Here is a 19621-nt window from a genome sequence, read left to right as displayed (position 1 = left end):
CGCCAAGAAAAGCTTATATTTTACCTTTATAATACGTTATTACCATTTATTGGGCCAATATGGGCACACTTCCCCCTCGGACCTTTGGAATAGCTTTTTTAGCTCGCTCCAACATGTATCTTGCAAAACGCTTAAAGTTCTGGGCCAATACCTTTAAGCCTACGTTTACTCTACATTTTACAAGTCCCCTTACTCGAAGCTTCGAAAGACCATGACCCCTCTTCAAGGCTGAATTGGTACCTTCTATTGCAGCTCTTTTGCTCTTGTCTTCCTCACACCTACATTCTATCTTTTCCCGTTGTTTGGCTGCTTCTATCGATTTTAGATTTATCCTCACCACGTAATCTTTTTTCTGTTCTTTGCAGTAACATTGATTTTTCAATTCACACATTGCACAGGCTTCTTTTGGAAAATGGGCCACCGTCTGCCCCTTCTTAACACCGGCATGGATGGGTATTATTCCCCTTGGGCACTTCGTTATCACTTTCGTTTCTTCATCTATTTCATATTCGGTCACTGATATCCTAGAAATAGGCTTCCTGCCGCTTAAGTCGGTAAAGTGGAGTTCCACACCGTTTTCTTTTGCAATTTGCACTACTTCTTCGGAGTAATAACCACCGTCTACATAGACTTCTTGGCATTCAGTATTTTGTTTTACAATAGGTAGTCTTTCTTTTAAAAGTTCTACATCGCTTTTTATGTTCTTTTCTACCGTATAGTCTGTTATGAGCTGGAAGGGATTTTCTTTTGAACAGGTTTCGCTGAGGTTTAAAACGTATCCGCTTTCAGCTTTGTTCCCCTTCTTGCGATAAGTAGCATCCTCATCGTATGCTGACTGAAGGGAATCGCTGGGTATGCTTTTGCTGTCTTTGGCCTTGAGCCTCTTGGTTTTTTCGTCGTAGTACGCCTGTTCTGACAGGAATCTTGCGAGGATTTTATATGCATCGGATTTTTCAAGTCCGGGAATGTTTTCGATTGTTTCCTTTGCTTCTTGGCACAGATTCAAGAGTATTTCGAGCCTGCTTTCGCTTTCTGAAGGCTTGGTTTTATGTATCACTTCTGTCTTGAATTTAGGGTTGAGGACTTCTTTCAGGTTCTCTGAAAGTCTATCTTCAGGGATGGATTTTACTGCCCTGTAAAGTACATCAAAGGCAAGGGCGATTCTTCCTGCTTTTTTGATGTTTGACATGAACATGGTGGAGTCCATGCGCTGTTCTTTCATGGATATGCCTGCTTCTTTGGCAAAAATACTGGTAAGATTTAGAAATTGCCCGAATATCAAGTCCTCTTGTTCAGGATGTTTTATGAGGTATTGGTATATCCTTGATCTAAAGTCATACAAGGTTTTCTCTGAAAGGTTCATGCCTCCTAATGTCCTTATTCCTACAGCGTAATTTATCAGGTAATTGAAGTTAAAGTTTTCAATAAGTTCATCATCAGAGTAGTTTTTAAGGTGTTTTATGTATTCCAGGGAAAGGAGTATGTTAACCGGGAAGTTAGGCCTTCCTGTATCACTGTATAAGACTGAAAAGGGTTTTTCATCGATGTTGCAGAACACGTATTTATAGAATATGGGTGCCCATGATTTTTCTAGTTTAGCCTTTATCCTTGAATCCATGAAGTTAACACTTTCAAATAAAGATTGTTGAAAATGGTCGCTGTTTTCTCTAAACAAGTGCAACACCCCATTTGTTGTAATTTTTGCTTCTTTGATTCTAACATAATTCTATGAAAATTTGTACTACCTATATTTTTATGTTTATTTATTCAATCTATTTTATATTTATACTTCTTCATAAAGAAAAGAGGCTTTTTACACTAGAATCAATATTTAATAACTTGTAACATTCTATTAATTGACTTTTAATTTTTAAAATGCTATATATTCATTATATAAACAAAATAATGGTACGGTAGTTATAGGAGGAAAAACCATGAAAAGAATATTAAAAATAATAATTCTTATTATAATAGGTATTGTCCTTTCCCTTGGTGTGGGAACTTATATATTTTATAAAAATATTCATGTCCCTGCTTCAAATGAAAAAAATACTTCTACCGTTAGTAGAAATGAGTCTCAAAATAAAGAGCAAGCTATAGAAAGGAAAAACATTCTTTTTGTAGGCAGTGATGAAAACAATTTATCAGATACTATTTTTGTAATAAACTATGACGCTGTAAACAAAAAAATAAATATATTATCAATTCCAAGAGATACATACTATCCAAGGCCAGGATTTAACGCTCCAGAAGAGAAAAAAATAAATGCTGCCTTTTCTGAAGGAAAAATTGAAGGGTTAGAAAAAGCAGTAGAAGATTTATTAGGTATCAAAATCGATAATTATGTAATTTTAAATTATGAAGGTTTCAAAAAAATAATAGATACAATCGGGGGAGTAGAAGTCGATGTACCCTTTAACATGAAATACGATGACAACAGTGCAAATCCCCCTCTTCATATAGATTTAAAAAAAGGTAGGCAAGTATTAGATGGAGAAAAGGCAATTCAGTTTGTAAGATATAGACATGGTTATGTAGACGGTGACCTTGGAAGAATAAAGGCACAGCATCAATTTCTCGAAGCTTTCTTAAAAAAAATGCTGCAACCCTCAATATTACCAAAAGTACCTTCTTTAGCAATAGCAGTCAGTCAATATTTGAAAACAGACTTAACCGCCTCTGAGATAACTCAATACGCTTATCAATTTATAAAAGACAAGCCTTCGACTATAAATGCAATGGCTCTTCCCGGAGAAGGCCGATATGAAGGAAATACCAGCTATTTCTTTGTAGACAATATAAAAGTTCAAGAAATAGTAAAAGAACTTTTTAGCGATGAGGTTTCAACCTCAAATACTTCAACAACATCTTTTGCAGAAAACAAAAACATAAAAGTAGAAGTGTTAAACGGTGCAGGAATACCAGGGCTTGCCACAAAGTACGCTGAAGTTTTAAAAAATGAGGGTTTTGACGTTGTGAAAATCGGAAACGTCATTGGCATGACTTTTACTTCTTCCCATGTATATGCAAGAACAGATGAAGAAAGGGCTGAAAAAGTCGCAAAAACTCTTTTTATAACCAATGTAGAAAAAGATATCTCTCCTGATGCAAATGTAGATGTGACAGTTATATTAGGCAAAGACAAAGAATAAAAGTAGGCAAAAGCCTACTTTGTATTTTTTCTATGAAAAATAGAGCAACACTATAATAAAATGGCGGAGAAGGAGGGACTCGAACCCTCGCGCCGGGTTATCCCCGACCTACAGTCTTAGCAGGACCGCCCCTTCACCATCTTGGGTACTTCTCCACGTTAGTTGCTCATAAAAAAATATTAACTTTCTGGCGGAGAGGGTGGGATTCGAACCCACGGCTCCGTGAAGGAGTCACTGGTTTTCAAGACCAGCTCCTTAAACCACTCGGACACCTCTCCCAGCTGGGACGATATAAAGTATATCATACCCCAGCTTTATTGTCAATATGCTTATATAGTATAATATTGGAAAACAATATATTTATTTCTTTATCACATCTACTTTCATGTATGGCCTTAAAACTTCTGGTATTACAACAGATCCATCTTCTTGTTGATAATTTTCTAATATTGCAGCAAAAGTTCTTCCTACAGCAACTCCAGAGCCATTTAAAGTATGGACATATTGAGCCTTTCCACCGTCTTTAGGCCTATACTTTATATTAGCTCTTCTTGCTTGAAAGTCTTCACAATTGCTACAAGAAGAAATTTCTACATATCGTCCATAGCTTGGCATCCACACTTCTATATCGTATTTTTTAGAAGCAGTAAAGCCTAAATCTCCTGTGCATATGGCCACTACTCTGTAAGGAAGTCCTAACGCCTGCAATACTTCTTCAGCATCTCTAGTCATTTTTTCTAACTCTTCATAGGATTTGTCTGGCTCTGTAAATTTGACAAGTTCAACTTTATTAAACTGGTGCTGCCTTATAAGCCCTCTCGTATCTCTTCCTGCAGAACCTGCCTCTTGTCTAAAACAAGCGCTATAAGCACAGTGGTATATTGGAAGCTTATCGCCGTCTATTATTGTGTCTCTGTACATATTAGTAACAGGCACTTCTGCCGTTGGTATCAAAAAATAGTCTGTACCGTAAACTTTAAAAGCATCCTCTTCAAACTTAGGAAGTTGACCTGTGCCAAACATGCTTCTTCTATGTACCATAAAGGGAGGAAACACTTCAGTATAGCCATGTTTTTCAATGTGTAAATCTAACATAAAGTTTATAAGTGCTCTTTCTAGTCGTGCCCCCAAACCTTTATAAAAAGTAAATCTAGAACCTGTAACTCTTGCAGCCGCTTCAAAATCTAATATACCTAATTCCTCCCCTATTTCCCAATGAGGTTTTGGTTCAAAGTCAAATTTCCTCGGTTCTCCCCATCTCCTTATTTCAACATTATCTTCATCACTATCGCCAATTGGAACACTCTCATGAGGTATATTAGGGATTGTCCATAAAATTCGCTCCAATTCTTCTTCTACTTCTTTTACCTCTTGTTCCATTTCTTTAATCTTATCCGATAATTCTTTCATTTCAGCAATCAAATCGCTAGCATCTTTGCCTTCTCTTTTAAGTTTTGCAATATTGTCTGATTCCACATTTCTACGATTTTTTAATGTTTCCAACTCCACTAGCATTTGTCTTCTTTTTTCGTCTAATTCTAAAAACCTATCTATATCTGCTTTTTCTCCTTTAAGCTCTACAGCTCTTCTTACAGCCTCTGGATTATTTCTTATCCTCTTTACGTCTAACACTTTACCACACCTCCCTTAAAAATAATTCCCGTCCCATAAAGGGACGGGAATGCCGTGTTGCCACCCTCTTTTGGCTTAAATAAGCCCTCCACATGATTTAACGGTCGCCCGAAGGTCATTACACCTTAGCTCCGGGATGGAATTCATAAGTAAAACTTACTGGTTCGCACCCACCACCAGCTCTCTTAAAAGTTTATACTTACTACTCGTCCCTTCATTGCCGACAATATTATGTTTTTTAATATTATACTACTTTATAACACTACTTTCAATAACTATTTTCCAGACATAGAACCAATTCGATCAGGAGGCCAAATTCTAAAAACTATTTTACCCAAAATTTGGTCTTTTGATACATACTTGTGCTGCCAAAATCTACTATCCATAGACTCATTTCTATTATCACCTAACATAAAATAATGACCAGGTGGGACGACATATGGTCCAAAATTGCCTTTCATAGGTTCTTTTATATAGGGCTCCTTAACTACTTTTCCATTTCTTATTAACTGACCATTTTTTATTTCAATTACATCTCCACCAATGCCAATAACTCTTTTTACAAAATTAACTTTTGGGTCGTCAGGAAAACGAAATACTACAATATCTCCTCGTTTTACAGGTTCAAACCTGTATATAAACTTGTTTACAATAAATTTATCATTTATTTGAATAGTATTTAACATTGAACCTGTGGGTACATCTACCAATTCAAAAACATAAGTTCTTATAAACATTGCAATTAAAAAAGCAAGAGCTATAGTAAATATCCAGCTTAATATTTCTTTTTGTACATTTTTGCCCATATTTTCTCTCCTCACTTAAAAGTACAGTGATATTATAGCATAAACTTCAAACAAATTCTAATTTTTTTATTTTGTATGCATATTTTTCTAATATATGTCAATAATAAAATTAAAGAATTATTTGGGAGAGATGTAAAATGAGAGAAATAGAATATCTTCTAGATTTAGCCGAAATAAAAGACACAGAGTACAAAAATTTATTGGCTTTACTTTCCCTCATAGATTTACTAGTAGAAAAAGGAATTATAACGCGAAGCGAACTTGCCCAAAAATCAAAAGAAATAGCAAAAATAAAAACCGCCCTTTAAAAAATCCGTTTCGGCGGATTTTTTTATTATAGTCAATAATTACTCTTAATGATAGACTTTCATCAATTCTCATATTATAATAAAGAAAAAGGAGGTCAAAACGGTGAATAATTTTCTATTGAGATACGGTGATATAATAAAAAAAACACTGCTCATTGTTGCTGTCTTTATTATATTTTACTTAATCATATTTAAAATTATTCCTTTCTTGATGCCATTTGTAGTGGCTTTGCTTTTCGCTGTGATAATCGATCCTGGTGTAAATTTCTTAGAGAAAAAATTAAAGGTGCCGAGAGGATTAGCATCCTTTATTTTACTTTTGATATTAATAGGCGTGATAGGATCACTTATTGCAATATCAATAACACAACTTATATATGAACTAAGTTCTCTTGCGGAAATAAGTACAAATTATGCAAATACTATTAATGACATAATTTTAAATCTCGTTGATAGAATAAGAATGTATTACGTAACATTACCCCCAAATATTACATCCCTTATTGAAAACAACATGCAATCGATTTTAAACTATATATCATTATTTGCAAAAAATCTTGCTACATGGCTTTTGAATTTTGCAACAAAATTGCCTAATTTTTTCTTTATGACTTTGATAACACTCGTTGCTACTTTTTTTATAAGCAAAGATAAACAGCTTATACTAGATTTTATAAAAAGGCAGATTCCATCTCATTGGGCACAGCATGCAAAAAATATTCAGGTAGACCTTTTAAAGACATTTTTCGGTTATCTGCGAGCAGTAGCAACAATAATGCTTATAACCTTTTTGGAAGTCTCCATAGGCCTTGCAATGATAGGTTTTGACTATCCATTTCTATTGGGTCTTCTTGTAACCATTGTAGATGCATTGCCCGTACTTGGTTCTGGTGCTGTCATGGTACCATGGGCGCTTTATAACATCATAATGAAAAACTACATGGTAGGGATATATCTTTTAATACTGTACGGCTTGGTGGTAGTTGTAAGACAAATGATAGAGCCTAAGATTGTAGGTCAGAGTATCGGACTTCATCCTCTTGTTACGCTTTTATCTATGTTTATAGGTGCAAAACTTTTCGGTGCTTTAGGGCTTGTAATAGGGCCTGTATTTGTAGTAGTATTTAAAGCTCTTCAAAAAGCAGAAATTATTCCTCCTTGGAAATAAAATAAGGGCATTTTGCCCTTATTTTATTTCATCTATTAGATTTGCCATCTCTATTGCTGTAACGGCTGCCTCAAAACCTTTATTCCCACCTTTTGTTCCCGCCCTTACAATAGCTTGCTCAATTGTATCTGTGGTAAGAACGCCGAATATAACTGGAACTTCTGTATCAAGAGATATTTTTGCAATACCTTTTGATACCTCATTTGCAACGTAATCAAAATGGGGTGTCTCTCCTCTTATTACTGCTCCAAGTGCAATTACTGCATTATATCTTTTAGATTCAGCCATCTTTTTAGCTATAAGTGGTATTTCAAATGCTCCAGGTACCCATGCAATTTCAATATCTTCATTTAAAGCACCATGCCTTTTTAGGGCATCAAGTGCTCCTTCGAGAAGTTTGTTAGTTATAAATTCATTGAATCTGCTTACCACAATTCCAAATTTCTTTCCTTCTACCGTAAGTTTTCCTTCGTATATTTTCATAACTATGCACTCCCCTTACTAGTGTTCTTCACTGTGCTTATAATTACATTCAATTCACTTTTTGCATAGCATTTCACACTTCCAAAATTAGATGTCCCATTTTTTCTTTTTTTGTTTTGAGATATTTTTCATTATAATAATTTGGACAAATTTCTATAGGAATCCTTTCTACAACCTCAAGACCATAGTCTAATAATTCCATAATTTTTTGCGGATTATTTGTCATAATCCTTATCTTTTTAACTCCTATATCTTTCAAAATCTGGGCAGCTATGCTGTATTCTCTTAAATCGGGTGGAAAGCCAAGCTTAATATTCGCTTCAACAGTATCAAACCCTTGATCCTGCAAATGATACGCCTTAATCTTGTTTAAAAGTCCTATACCCCTTCCTTCCTGTCTCAGATAGACTAGTACTCCTCCTTCCTGTCCTATTCTTTCCATTGCCGCATGAAGCTGGTCACCACAGTCACATCTTAATGACCCCAATATATCCCCCGTCAGGCACTCTGAATGTATCCTCACAAGTACAGGATCCCTATTTATGTCTCCTTTAATCAGAGCTACATGCTGTTTTCCTGTTAATATTTCTTCATACCCGACAATTTCAAAATTCCCATATTTTGTTGGAAGTTTCGCCTGTGCTACCCTTCTCACAAGTATTTCATTTTTCATTCTGTACTCTATTAAATCTTCAATAGATATAATCCTCAACCCAAATTTTTTTGCAAACTCCAAAAGGTCAGGCAGCCTTGCCATATTTCCATCATCTTTTATGATTTCGCATATTACTCCAGCAGGTTTGAGTCCCGCAAGAACTGCAAGGTCTACAGCTGCTTCTGTATGTCCTGCTCTTACTAAGACACCACCATCTTTTGCTCTTAAAGGAAAGATATGTCCTGGCTTTGTAAAATCTTCTGGCTTTGAATTATCATCTACTAATTTATTCACCGTTAGTGCTCTTTCGAAGGCAGAAATACCAGTGGTACATTCTTTATAGTCTACAGATACAGTAAAAGCAGTTTCTTTATGGTCAGTGTTATTCTCAACCATCTGGTAAATGCCAAGGTCATCAAGTCTCTTTTCTGTCATTGGAACACATACAAGACCCCGTCCATACTTTATCATAAAGTTGATATGTTCTCCGGTAACTTTTTCTGCTGCCATGACTAAGTCGCCTTCATTTTCCCTGTTTTCATTATCAACAACAATAATCATTTTTCCTTGCTTTATATCTTCTATTGCATCTTCTATCCTATCAAACATAGTCTTTCCTCCTTAACTTAGAAAAGTCATCTAAATCTATATAAATCCATTTTCTTTCAATAAATCTTTTATATCCTTTTGCGCTATTAGTTTTTCTACATACTTAGAAAGTATATCAACTTCGATATTCACACTATCTCCTACCCTTTTATAACCCAATGTCGTCTTAAGCATTGTATGTGGAATAATTGAAACAGTAAAATAATCATCTCCATCTTCAACAACCGTTAAACTTATACCATCTACCGCAATGCTTCCCTTACGCACAATGTATTTTGTAAATTCTTTATTGATAGCTATCTTAAATATAAAAGCATTTTTTTCCTGCCTTTTGTCTATGATTTTTCCAGCGCAATCTATATGACCAGTTACGATATGCCCACCCATTCTCCTTCCAACTTGAAGTGCTCTTTCAAGATTGACAATGTTTCCAATTTTTAAATCTTTTAAATTGCTTGCTCTCATGGTTTCAGGCATAACGTCAGCTACAAAACTTTCGTTTGACATATTAGTAACAGTTAAGCATACACCGTTAACTGCTATACTATCACCTATTTTTGTTCCCTCAAGGACTTTGCTACATTTTATAACAATTTTTGTAAAAGTACCATGTATAATATTTTTAACAGTTCCTGTTTCTTCTATAATTCCAGTAAACATACGCCATAACCTACTTTCTTACATATGCTGTTATTAGTATATCATCATCTATTCTATCAATCTCCACATCTTTTAATTCTATTGAATTTCCTATATCCGAAAAACCTATACCTTCTACAGGTGTTAAAGCATTTTTCCCCCCTATTATTCTAGGTGATATAAAAAACATAACTTTATCAACAATTCCCTCTTTAAGTGCAGACCAATTTAATGTCCCACCGCCTTCAATCAATACACTATCAATCCCCCTCTCTCCAAGTTTTATCATTAGCTCTTTTAAAGGTACTTTTCCATTGTCGTTTTTTAATATAATAACTTCAATATCCATATCTTCAAGTTTCTTTCTTACACTGTTTGGCATAAGTTCTGTTGTAGCAATTATCGTTTTTGCCGCTTTGTCTCTTATTACATTTGAGGCAAGTGGCGTTCTACCTCTACTATCCACAATAATCCTTACAGGACTTTTGTACCCCTCTAACCTTGTTGTAAGCATTGGGTTATCCTTAATTACTGTATTTACCCCAACCATAATCGCGGATACACGTCCTCTTATTTTATGAGCAAATTTTCTTGATTTCTCATTTGTAATCCATTTAGAATTTCCATTATAACAAGCAATCTTCCCATCAATGCTCATAGCAGATTTTAATATTACAAATGGAATTTTTGTCGTAATATATTTAACAAATATTTCGTTGAGTTTCCTCGCTTCTTTCTCCATCATCCCAACCTGTACTTCTATTCCCGCCTCTTTTAACCTTTTTATACTATTTCCGCTAACTTTAGGATTTGGGTCTTCCATCGCTATATACACTCTCTTAATGCCAGATTTAATTATTTCTTCAACACAAGGTGGTGTTTTGCCATAATGGCTGCAAGGTTCAAGTGTTACAAACATAGTAGAACCTTTAACATCTTCAACTGCATTTTTTAATGCATTTACTTCAGCATGGGGACCTCCAAAATATTCATGATAACCCTCACCTATTATTTTTCCATTTTTAACTATTACAGCACCCACAAGTGGATTAGGGTTTGTGTATCCCCATCCTTTTTCAGCCAGTTTTAAAGCCCTTTTCATATATTCTTCCAATTTAATCCCTCCTATACTAAAAAATCCTGAAGGTTAAACCTTCAGGGTTAAAAAAACCCCAGAGAATATATTCCCTGGGGAATATTTCTCCTTCTCCCATCCAGACTTTAACTGTCGGCCTCGGAATTTCACCGAGTCTGCCAAAAGGCTCGCGGGCTATACCGCCGGTACGGAATTTCACCGATCCCTGAAGGTTTTATCCAATTGTATTTTCAACAGTTCCCCCCGCGGGGATAAATGGAAGCACCATCTCATCTTTGTCTATAATACATTCTATCATAAAAGGTCTTTTTTCGCTATAGGCTTTTTTAAACGCTTTTTCAAATTCTTCTTTTGTTGTAACTCTTATTCCTTCTACTCCAAAGTCGTTTGCAAGCTTAGCAAAATTCAAATTTGCGTTCAAATCTGTGTGGGAAAATCTCTTGTCATACAAAAGATTTTGCCACTGTCTTACCATGCCTAAAGTTTGGTTGTTGAGTAGTACCGTTATAACCGGAATATTATATACAGCAGCTGTTTCTAAGGCATGTATATTCATTCTTAAACTTCCATCACCTGCAATGTTTACAACTCTTTTATCTGGCCTTCCTACTTGCGCTCCTATTGCAGCAGGAAGCCCAAAGCCCATTGTCCCTAATCCCCCTGATGTAACAAAGGTTCTGGGGTGTTTAAATTTATAAAACTGGGCAGCCCACATTTGATTTTGTCCCACTTCAGTGGCTATTATAAGGTCATCGTTCGAAATTTCTTGAATTTTTTCTACTATCCACTGAGGCCTCAAAACTTCATCGTTTTTATACTTTAATCCGTGCTTTTCTCTCAAGAAAGAAATTTCCTCTAACCATTCTTTTCTCTCAATGAATGGAAGTTTATTCGTTAAAAGTTTCAATACTTCTTTTACTTTGCCTATAACTGCTACCTCTACTTCTACATTTTTCCCTAATTCTGCAGGGTCAATATCAATATGGATTATTTTAGCATTTGGAGCAAGTCCTCCTGCTTTGCCAGCGACTCTGTCGCTAAATCTTGTCCCTATTGCTATCACAAGGTCTGACCTATATACAGCCAAATTTGCAAATCTACTTCCATGCATGCCAATAAGACCTAATGACAAAGGATGGTCTTCTGGAAAGCATCCTAACCCCATTAAAGAAGTAGCAACAGGTATATTGGTCTTCTCTGCAAATTCTATGAGTTCGGCTGATGCTTCTCCCCAAATCACTCCTCCTCCTGCAAAGATTACAGGTTTTTTACTTTGTAAAATAAGCTCTATAGCTTTGTCTAACTCTTTTTGTGAAACTATTCCCTTGACATTGTTTTTTATATTAATACTATCTTCCTTTCCTTTAACATATTCTATATCGGCATTTTGCATATCTTTTGGAATATCAACTAACACAGGACCAGGCCTTCCACTTTTGGCTATTGCAAATGCCTGCCTTATTGTATCTGCCAGTTTATCAGGAGACTTTACAATAAAGTTGTGTTTAGTTATAGGCATTGTAATTCCTGTTATGTCAACCTCTTGAAAAGCGTCTTTCCCTATGAGATTTGTAGGAACCTGTCCTGTTATCGCCACAACAGGTACTGAATCCATATAAGCATTAGCTATACCCGTTACAAGATTGGTAGAACCGGGGCCAGAGGTAGCAAAGCAAACCCCTACCCTTCCCGTAACTCTTGCATAACCATCTGCCATATGGGCTGCCATTTGCTCGTGAGTAGCTAAAATATGCCTTATATCAGAGTCATAAAGAGCATCATAAATGGGAATAACTGCTCCTCCTGGTATGCCAAATATAGTATCAACGCCCATCTCTTTTAAAACTTCTATAACTACTTGCGCTCCTTTTAACTTCATATACCTCCCCCCTTAAAAACTGCACCTGTATTTGCAGAAGTCACCTGTTCTGCATATCTTGCCATATAACCAGTTTTTATCTTTGGTTCAGGTCTTACCCATCTTTTCATTCTTTCTTTAATCTCCTCATCAGTTAATTTCACATTAATTTTTCTTGCGGGAATATCAATTTCAATAATATCCCCATCTTCAATAATCGCTATTTCTCCTCCTTCCATAGCTTCCGGAGAGACGTGTCCTATGGAAGCTCCTCTTGTTGCACCTGAAAATCTACCGTCTGTTATAAGAGCGACATCTTTGTCAAGTCCCATACCTGCAAGGGCTGAAGTAGGACTTAACATTTCTCTCATTCCCGGCCCACCTTTTGGACCTTCGTATCTTATTACTACCACATCGCCTTTCTGTATTTTCCCACCATATATTGCTTCAATAGCCTCTTCTTCAGAATTAAATACCTTTGCTGGTCCTTCATGTCTTAACATCTCTTTTGCTACAGCAGATGCTTTTACAACAGCTCCTTCTCTTGCAATGTTCCCGTACAGTATCGCAAGACCTCCAGTACTGCTGTAAGGGTTGTCTATTGGCCTTATCACATCATGATTTAAAATTTTCGCGTCTTTTATATTCTTTCCCAATGTCTTTCCTGTAACTGTTAACACTTCAGTATTTATGAGATCAGCTTTCGTCAGCTCTTTTAAAACAGCTGAAATTCCGCCTGCAAAATAAAGGTCCTCTATGTGGTATTTCCCTGCAGGACTTAATTTACATAAATTAGGTACTCTTGTACTAATCTCATTAATCTCATTTAAAGGTATATCTACGCCTGCCTCATGAGCTATAGCTTTTAAGTGCAATACTGTATTTGTAGAACCACCTAAAGCCATGTCTAAACTAAAGGCGTTTATAAATGCCTCTTTTGTAAGTATATCGGAAGGTTTAATTCCTCTCTCTACAAGCTCCATGATTTTCATTCCAGCTTGTTTTGCAAGTCTTATCCTTTCAGAATAAACAGCTGGAATTGTGCCATTTCCTGGAAGTCCCATTCCTAAAGCTTCTGTCAAGCAATTCATAGTATTTGCGGTAAACATACCAGAGCAGGAACCACAGGTAGGGCAAGCGTTAAGCTCTATCCTGTAGAGGTCTTCCTCAGTGATTTTACCAACCTTGTGAGCCCCTACCGCCTCAAAAACACTGCTCAAATCACAGGTATCTCCATTACACTTTCCTGCAAGCATTGGACCTCCGCTTACAACTATTGCAGGAATATTTAGGCGTGCTGCTGCCATAAGCATTCCCGGTACTATTTTGTCGCAATTAGGTATAAGCACAAGCCCGTCAAAACCGTGGGCCATTGCCATGATTTCAATGCTATCTGCAATAAGTTCTCTACTCCCTAAAGAGTATTTCATACCTTTATGGTTCATGGCAATGCCATCACAAACACCAATAGTGGAAAACTCTATAGGGGTTCCTCCTGCCATTCTGATGCCTGCTTTTACAGCTTCAGCTATTTTGTCTAAATGCATATGACCTGGTATAATTTCATTTTTTGAGTTTGCAACTCCTATAATAGGCCTTTTTATCTCTTCATAAGTCAAGCCTAAAGCATATAAAAGTGACCTATGCGGCGCCTTTTCAACTCCTTTTTTTATGCTATCGCTTATCAATCTCCTCACCCCTTTACATACTCTACCACTTTATCTCCCATCTCCTGAGTATTTAAAATTATTCCTTTTCCTAAATCAAAAGTCCTATAACCTGCCTCTAAAACTTTATTTACTGCATCCTTTATGTCATTAGCAGCATCTATAAGGTCAAAAGAATATTCCAGCATCATAGCAACTGACAGTATTGTAGCTAAAGGATTTGCTTTTTTTGTTCCAGCAATATCTGGAGCAGAACCGTGTATAGGTTCATAAAGCCCCACTTTATCTTCTCTTAAGCTAGCAGAAGGAAGCATACCTATAGAACCTGTAAGTTGGGAAGCCTCGTCACTTAATATATCGCCAAACATATTGGAAGTGAGAATTACATCAAATTGAGAAGGATTTTTAATTAGTTGCATAGCACAATTATCTACATACATATGGTTTAACTCAACATCAGGATATCTCTTACTTATTTCTTCTACCGTTTTTCTCCACAATCTTGAAGAATCCAAAATGTTTGCCTTGTCTACAGAAGTGACTTTCTTTTTCCTCTTTAAAGCCGCTTCAAAAGCAATAACCGCTATCCTTTCTATCTCTGAAGTCTGGTACACTTCTGTATCATAAGCCTTAAAACCATAATCTATAGCAACTGTTCCTCTCGGTCCAAAATAAATGCCACCAGTAAGTTCTCTTACCACAAGAATATCTAAACCCTCTTGTAATAACTCGTTTTTTAAAGGAGAAGCTTCTTTTAAAGGAGGATAAAGAACAGCAGGCCTTAGATTTGCATAAACCCCTAGGCTTTTTCTTAAAGCCAGAAGACCCGCTTCTGGCCTTTTATCCCCCTCAAGGTCATCCCATTTATGTCCACCTACTGCTCCCAAAAGAACAGCATCGCTGGAAAGACATGCATTTTTTGTCTCTTCCGGATAGGGAACACCATATTTATCTATAGCTTCTCCTCCAAAGGGATACTTTTTTACATCAAATTTAAGTTTGTACTTGTCTTCTATAGCAGACAAAACTTTTAACCCTTCTTCTATGACTTCAGGTCCAATTCCATCTCCAGGCAAAACAGCAATTTTAAACAATGTCACACCTTCTCTCTGACATAATTTATAAGTCCACCATATTTCATTATTTCTTTTATGAAGTCAGGAAAGGGTTGAGCTTTAAATTCTGTTCCCTTAGTCAAATTTTTTATGATTCCATTATCTGTATCAACCAAAACAATATCACCTTCTTCAATCCCATCTACTGCCTCTTTGCATTCTAATATCGGAAGCCCTATATTTATCGCATTTCTGAAAAAAATTCTTGCAAACGACTTAGCAATTATACAGGATATACCAGATGCTTTAATAGCAATTGGCGCATGCTCTCTGGAGGATCCACTACCAAAATTTTCACCTACAACCAGTATATCTCCTTCTTGAACTTTGTTTTTAAACTCTTTGTCTAAATCTTCCATGCAATGCTGTGCCAATTCTTGTGGGTCTGATGTGTTTAAATACCTTGCTGGTATTATAACATCTGTATCTATATTGTCCCCATATTTTATGGCTTTCCCCTGCATCATTCTACCTCCTCTGGACTTACGATATATCCTGCAATAGCTGAAGCCGCCGCAACAGCTGGACTTGAAAGATACACTTCACTCTCAGGATGTCCCATTCTTCCTACAAAATTTCTATTAGTAGTAGCCAGTGCCCTTTCTCCTTTAGCCAGAATTCCCATATGTCCGCCAAGGCAAGGTCCACACGTAGGAGTAGATACTGCCGCACCTGCTTTTATAAACTCTTCGATGTAACCTCTTTTAACACATTCTAAGTATATTTCCTGTGTTGCAGGAAAAATTAAAAGTCTTACATCAGGATGAACCTTTTTGCCTTTCAATATCTTATAAGCTATCTCCATGTCTGATATGCGTCCATTGGTGCAAGAACCAATAACCACTTGGTCTATTTTCACTTTTCCAACCTCATCAATATTTCTGGTGTTTTCAGGCAAATGAGGAAATGCTACTTGAGGCCTTATCTCATCCAAATTTATCTCATAAACCTCACTGTACTCAGCATCTTCATCCCTTTCAAATACTTTATATTCTCTTTTTGCTCTCCCTTTAACATATGCGTCGGTAATTTCGTCAAAATCGAAAATACCGTTTTTAGCCCCTGCTTCAATTGCCATATTGGCAATTGTGAATCTATCGTCGATTGACAAAGCTTTTATGTTTCCTGTAAATTCCATAGATTTGTATAAAGCTCCGTCAACTCCTATTTTTCCGATTATATACAAGATAACATCTTTTCCGCTTACCCATTTTTGCAAATTGCCTTTTAACACAAATTTTATAGCTTCTGGCACTTTAAACCAAGCCTTGCCTGTCGCCATCGCTGCCGCCATGTCAGTGCTTCCAACTCCTGTAGAAAAACAAGTAAGAGCGCCATAGGTACAAGTATGAGAATCGGCACCTATGACAACATCCCCAGGAAGTACAAGTCCTTTTTCGGGTAAAAGTGCGTGCTCTATTCCCATTTGCCCTACTTCAAAGAAATTTACTATTCCATGTTTTTTTGCAAATTTTCTCATTATATTCACTTGCTCCGCCGATTTTATATCTTTATTAGGAACAAAATGATCAGGAACAAGGGCAATTTTTGTATTGTCAAAAACTCTATCAATGCCTATCTTTTCAAACTCCTTTATAGCAACAGGAGCAGTGACGTCATTGCCTAACACCATATCCACATCAACTTCAATTAACTCCCCTGGTTTTACTTCTCTACCAACTTTTGCTGACAATATCTTTTGTGTCAATGTTAAGCCCAAGCTTCTCCCTCCTTAAAACTCCTAAACTCTTCCAAAGTCTCTTCAACAACAAATCTTATATCCTCATCCACAATGACCTTTTTTCTGTCTGCCAAATCTTTAAACCTTCTAAAAGCATCACTTAATTCTCCTGGTGAAAGATTATTGTACCCCAATTGTTTGACTTTCAATTCAAAAGCATTTCTTCCTGAAAGCTTACCTAATGCAAAAGTATCTGGAATTATTCCAATGTCCTCTGGTTTCATTATTTCATAAGTAGCTCTGTTGTTTATAACTCCATGTTGGTGAATTCCCGCTTGATGTCTAAAAGCATTAGCACCTACAATTGCTTTATTAGGTTGGAGTTTAATTCCTGCAAGTTCGCTTACCAATTTGCTTGTATTGTATATCTCTTTAGTGTTTATTCCGTGAACAAGGCCAAAATAATCTTTTCTCGTATTTAATGCCATCACTACTTCTTCCATAGCTGCATTTCCTGCCCTTTCTCCTATTCCGTTTACAGTCACTTCTACCTGAGTTGCTCCGTTTTCTATGGCAGACAAAGAATTCGCTACAGCCATTCCTAAATCATTGTGACAATGAGCACTTATCATTACTCCATCGATGTTGGGAACATTATTTCTGATGTATTTTATGAGTTCTCCAAATTCTCTTGGCATCGCATATCCCACAGTATCGGGCACATTTATTACATTTGCTCCTGCATCAATTACCTCACTAAAAACTTTTACTAAGAAATCCCAATCAGTCCTTGAAGCGTCTTCTGCTGAAAATTGAATCTCATCAAATTTTCCTTTTGCGTATTTTACCATTTCAACGGCTTTTTCAAGCATTTCTTCTCTTGACATCTTAAGTTTGTATTTAAGATGTATATCAGAAGTTGCGATAAAAACGTGTAATCTCGACCTTTCAGCATTTTTCAAAGCGCTGCTAGCTCTGTCTATATCCTCTTTTACAGACCTTGCCATTGCAGCAATAGTAACACCTTTCAATTTATCAGCAATATTTTTAACTGCTTCAAAATCTCCATTAGAAGCTGCTGGAAATCCTGCTTCTATGACATCAACTCCTAAGGATACCAACTGTTTTGCTATTTCAAATTTATCGTTAATGTCAAAGTTGACGCCAGGAGTCTGCTCACCATCTCGTAACGTAGTGTCAAAAACAATGACTCTTTTGACCCCCATTGCCTATCTACCTCCTTATTCATTCTTTTTTAATCCAAGCCATCATTTCTCTCAAACCTTTGCCGACTTTTTCAATAAGATGATTTGCCTCTTTATCTTTTATAGCATTGTACTGTGGTCTTCCTACCTGATTTTCTAAAAGCCACTCTTTTGCAAATTTTCCTGATTGTATTTCTGACAAAACTTTTTTCATCTCTTTTCTTGTTTCCTCTGTTATTATCCTCTTGCCTGTCATATAATCTCCAAATTCTGCAGTATCAGAAATAGAATATCTCATATAACTAAAACCGCCTTCGTATATTAGGTCAACTATAAGTTTCATTTCATGCACACATTCGAAATAAGCTATTTCTGGCTGATAACCAGCTTCTACCAATGTTTCAAATCCTGCTTTCATGAGTTCAGTAACTCCACCACAAAGGACAGCCTGCTCCCCAAAGAGGTCTGTTTCTGTCTCCTCTTTAAAAGTAGTCTCAATGACACCTGCTCTTGTACCTCCTATTCCCTTTGCATAGGCTAAAGCTAAGTCAAAAGCCTTCCCTGTGTAATCTTGATACACTGCTACAAGATTTGGAACTCCCTTTCCTTCTTGGTATACCCTTCTTACAAGGTGTCCTGGTCCTTTTGGAGCCACCATAAACACATCCACATTTTTTGGAGGAACAATCTGTTTAAAATGAATGTTAAACCCATGAGCAAAAGCGAGAGCTTTACCTTCTGTAAGATTTTTTTCTATGCTTTCTTTATAGACTTTTGCCTGCTTTTCATCCGGTATTAGTATCATTATGATATCTGCTACTTTAGCTGCTTCCTCAACTGTATAAACTCGCAGCCCCTCTTTTTCTGCTCTTTCTTTTGATTTACTTCCCTCGTAAAGGCCAACTACTACATCAAGTCCAGAATCTTTCAAATTTAATGCATGAGCATGACCCTGACTTCCAAAACCTATTATTGCGATTTTTTTGTTTTTGAGTAAATTTAAATCTGCATCTTTGTCATAATACATCTTTGCCATTACAATTCCCCCTCATATTCTTTTAATGCTTTATTGCCTCTTTCCAAAGCTACAAGGCCTGTTCTTACCAGCTCTTTTACTTCAAATTTGCTTATGAGATTTATAAAAGCATTAATCTTTTCACTATCTCCGGTAATTTCTATAATCAATGAGTCCATTGAAATATCTATAACTTTTGCTCTAAAAGTATCTACAATGTGCATTATGTCATCCCTTGTATTTGAATCATAACCTACTTTAACTAACAGCAATTCTCGAGAAACATTATCCCTTGCTCCTATGTTTTGTACTTTCAGCACATCTACAAGTTTATTAAGTTGCCTTATCACCTGGATAACTGTATAATCATCTCCTTTCACTGTCAAAGTTATCCTTGAGATGTCTTCTCTTTCTGTCGTACCTACTGCAAGGCTTTCAATATTATAGCCTCTCCTTGAAAAAAGACCTACTACCCTTGACAAGACTCCTGGATGATTGTTCACAAGGACAGATATAATGTGCAAATTATCAC

General features: G+C 36.3%; 18 protein-coding genes, 2 tRNA genes, 1 riboswitch and 1 other annotated feature. Of the genes, 3 read left to right on the top strand and 17 right to left on the bottom strand.

The features are described 5' to 3' along the window. Positions 1-46 precede the first annotated feature (46 nt). Positions 47-1684: a transposase gene (locus EB239_RS02150; RefSeq protein ID WP_003869710.1), complete on the bottom strand. Its 1638-nt coding sequence runs from the start codon at positions 1682-1684 to the stop codon at positions 47-49. Between the two features lie 250 nt (positions 1685-1934). Between EB239_RS02150 and EB239_RS02145 the strand changes: the two genes are divergently transcribed. Beyond that, the gene (locus tag EB239_RS02145) at positions 1935-3152 is read left to right on the top strand and encodes an LCP family protein (RefSeq protein ID WP_003869968.1); all 1218 of its coding nucleotides are present in this window, start codon (positions 1935-1937) and stop codon (positions 3150-3152) included. Between the two features lie 61 nt (positions 3153-3213). On the opposite strand, the gene EB239_RS02140 is transcribed toward EB239_RS02145, so the two are convergent. The 4 genes from EB239_RS02140 to lepB form a co-directional block, all read right to left on the bottom strand. Further along, positions 3214-3307 (bottom strand) — tRNA-Ser (locus tag EB239_RS02140). 33 nt (positions 3308-3340) lie between these two features. Next, positions 3341-3430 (bottom strand) — tRNA-Ser (locus EB239_RS02135). Positions 3431-3512: 82 nt separating this feature from the next. Continuing rightward, complete coding sequence (serS, locus tag EB239_RS02130) at positions 3513-4784, bottom strand: serine--tRNA ligase (RefSeq protein WP_003869969.1); 1272 nt, start codon at positions 4782-4784, stop codon at positions 3513-3515. A gap of 36 nt (positions 4785-4820) precedes the next feature. After that, positions 4821-5011, bottom strand: a binding site (T-box leader). A 48-nt stretch (positions 5012-5059) separates the two neighbouring features. Further along, complete coding sequence (gene lepB / locus EB239_RS02125; protein WP_003869970.1) at positions 5060-5590, bottom strand: signal peptidase I; 531 nt, start codon at positions 5588-5590, stop codon at positions 5060-5062. 137 nt (positions 5591-5727) lie between these two features. Between lepB and EB239_RS14580 the strand changes: the two genes are divergently transcribed. Both EB239_RS14580 and ytvI read left to right on the top strand, forming a co-directional pair. Beyond that, positions 5728-5898 carry a hypothetical protein gene (locus EB239_RS14580; RefSeq protein ID WP_003869971.1) on the top strand — a complete coding sequence of 57 codons (171 nt, stop codon included), beginning with the start codon at positions 5728-5730 and terminating at the stop codon, positions 5896-5898. A gap of 103 nt (positions 5899-6001) precedes the next feature. Next, complete coding sequence (ytvI, locus tag EB239_RS02120) at positions 6002-7066, top strand: sporulation integral membrane protein YtvI (RefSeq protein WP_003869972.1); 1065 nt, start codon at positions 6002-6004, stop codon at positions 7064-7066. A gap of 18 nt (positions 7067-7084) precedes the next feature. Here the strand turns inward: ytvI and ribH are convergent, their stop codons facing one another. From ribH to ilvN, 12 genes are all read right to left on the bottom strand, one after another. Then, positions 7085-7549 (bottom strand): 6,7-dimethyl-8-ribityllumazine synthase, encoded by a 465-nt coding sequence (gene ribH, locus EB239_RS02115; protein ID WP_003869973.1) that lies wholly within the window; start codon positions 7547-7549, stop codon positions 7085-7087. Positions 7550-7622: 73 nt separating this feature from the next. Then, positions 7623-8813 (bottom strand): bifunctional 3,4-dihydroxy-2-butanone-4-phosphate synthase/GTP cyclohydrolase II, encoded by a 1191-nt coding sequence (locus tag EB239_RS02110; protein WP_003869974.1) that lies wholly within the window; start codon positions 8811-8813, stop codon positions 7623-7625. Positions 8814-8849: 36 nt separating this feature from the next. Beyond that, on the bottom strand, positions 8850-9473 hold the full coding sequence (locus EB239_RS02105) for a riboflavin synthase (protein ID WP_003869975.1): 624 nt from the start codon (positions 9471-9473) through the stop codon (positions 8850-8852). 10 nt (positions 9474-9483) lie between these two features. After that, a complete protein-coding gene (gene ribD, locus EB239_RS02100; protein WP_003869976.1) occupies positions 9484-10566 on the bottom strand; it encodes a bifunctional diaminohydroxyphosphoribosylaminopyrimidine deaminase/5-amino-6-(5-phosphoribosylamino)uracil reductase RibD in 1083 nt (360 codons plus the stop codon). Between the two features lie 84 nt (positions 10567-10650). Next, a riboswitch (FMN riboswitch) is annotated at positions 10651-10765 on the bottom strand. Beyond that, positions 10763-12427 (bottom strand): biosynthetic-type acetolactate synthase large subunit, encoded by a 1665-nt coding sequence (ilvB, locus tag EB239_RS02095; RefSeq protein WP_003869977.1) that lies wholly within the window; start codon positions 12425-12427, stop codon positions 10763-10765. (Overlaps the previous riboswitch by 3 nt.) Further along, on the bottom strand, positions 12424-14094 hold the full coding sequence (gene ilvD / locus EB239_RS02090; protein ID WP_042835462.1) for a dihydroxy-acid dehydratase: 1671 nt from the start codon (positions 14092-14094) through the stop codon (positions 12424-12426). The genes ilvB and ilvD overlap by 4 nt, the downstream gene beginning before the upstream one ends. A 5-nt stretch (positions 14095-14099) precedes the next feature. Then, positions 14100-15167: a 3-isopropylmalate dehydrogenase gene (leuB, locus tag EB239_RS02085; protein WP_003869979.1), complete on the bottom strand. Its 1068-nt coding sequence runs from the start codon at positions 15165-15167 to the stop codon at positions 14100-14102. A gap of 2 nt (positions 15168-15169) precedes the next feature. After that, on the bottom strand, positions 15170-15652 hold the full coding sequence (gene leuD / locus EB239_RS02080; protein ID WP_003867393.1) for a 3-isopropylmalate dehydratase small subunit: 483 nt from the start codon (positions 15650-15652) through the stop codon (positions 15170-15172). Next, a complete protein-coding gene (gene leuC / locus EB239_RS02075; protein WP_003869980.1) occupies positions 15652-16908 on the bottom strand; it encodes a 3-isopropylmalate dehydratase large subunit in 1257 nt (418 codons plus the stop codon). The genes leuD and leuC overlap by 1 nt, the downstream gene beginning before the upstream one ends. Further along, positions 16899-18095: a 2-isopropylmalate synthase gene (locus EB239_RS02070; RefSeq protein ID WP_003869981.1), complete on the bottom strand. Its 1197-nt coding sequence runs from the start codon at positions 18093-18095 to the stop codon at positions 16899-16901. The genes leuC and EB239_RS02070 overlap by 10 nt, the downstream gene beginning before the upstream one ends. A 19-nt stretch (positions 18096-18114) precedes the next feature. After that, positions 18115-19110 (bottom strand): ketol-acid reductoisomerase, encoded by a 996-nt coding sequence (gene ilvC, locus EB239_RS02065; protein ID WP_003869982.1) that lies wholly within the window; start codon positions 19108-19110, stop codon positions 18115-18117. Continuing rightward, positions 19110-19613, bottom strand: a complete 504-nt coding sequence (gene ilvN / locus EB239_RS02060) for an acetolactate synthase small subunit (RefSeq protein ID WP_003869983.1) — start codon at positions 19611-19613, stop codon at positions 19110-19112. Before ilvN ends, ilvC begins: the two co-directional genes overlap by 1 nt. Positions 19614-19621 lie beyond the last annotated feature (8 nt).

Origin of the sequence: Thermoanaerobacter ethanolicus JW 200 (assembly GCF_003722315.1) — a bacterium.
In the GTDB taxonomy this organism is placed as follows: domain Bacteria; phylum Bacillota; class Thermoanaerobacteria; order Thermoanaerobacterales; family Thermoanaerobacteraceae; genus Thermoanaerobacter; species Thermoanaerobacter ethanolicus.
The sequence above is the reverse complement of the archived record's forward strand: the minus strand, read 5'-3'. Positions and strand labels throughout refer to the sequence as shown.

Coding starts and splice junctions, on each gene's coding strand:
- EB239_RS02110 (WP_003869974.1), bottom strand. CDS start 8,813: ATGTTTGATAGGATAGAAGATGCAATAGAAGATATAAAGCAAGGAAAA.
- lepB (WP_003869970.1), bottom strand. CDS start 5,590: ATGGGCAAAAATGTACAAAAAGAAATATTAAGCTGGATATTTACTATA.
- leuD (WP_003867393.1), bottom strand. CDS start 15,652: ATGCAGGGGAAAGCCATAAAATATGGGGACAATATAGATACAGATGTT.
- ilvC (WP_003869982.1), bottom strand. CDS start 19,110: ATGGCAAAGATGTATTATGACAAAGATGCAGATTTAAATTTACTCAAA.
- EB239_RS02070 (WP_003869981.1), bottom strand. CDS start 18,095: ATGGGGGTCAAAAGAGTCATTGTTTTTGACACTACGTTACGAGATGGT.
- EB239_RS02145 (WP_003869968.1), top strand. CDS start 1,935: ATGAAAAGAATATTAAAAATAATAATTCTTATTATAATAGGTATTGTC.
- EB239_RS02105 (WP_003869975.1), bottom strand. CDS start 9,473: ATGTTTACTGGAATTATAGAAGAAACAGGAACTGTTAAAAATATTATA.
- ribH (WP_003869973.1), bottom strand. CDS start 7,549: ATGAAAATATACGAAGGAAAACTTACGGTAGAAGGAAAGAAATTTGGA.
- ilvB (WP_003869977.1), bottom strand. CDS start 12,427: ATGAAGTTAAAAGGAGCGCAAGTAGTTATAGAAGTTTTAAAAGAGATG.
- EB239_RS14580 (WP_003869971.1), top strand. CDS start 5,728: ATGAGAGAAATAGAATATCTTCTAGATTTAGCCGAAATAAAAGACACA.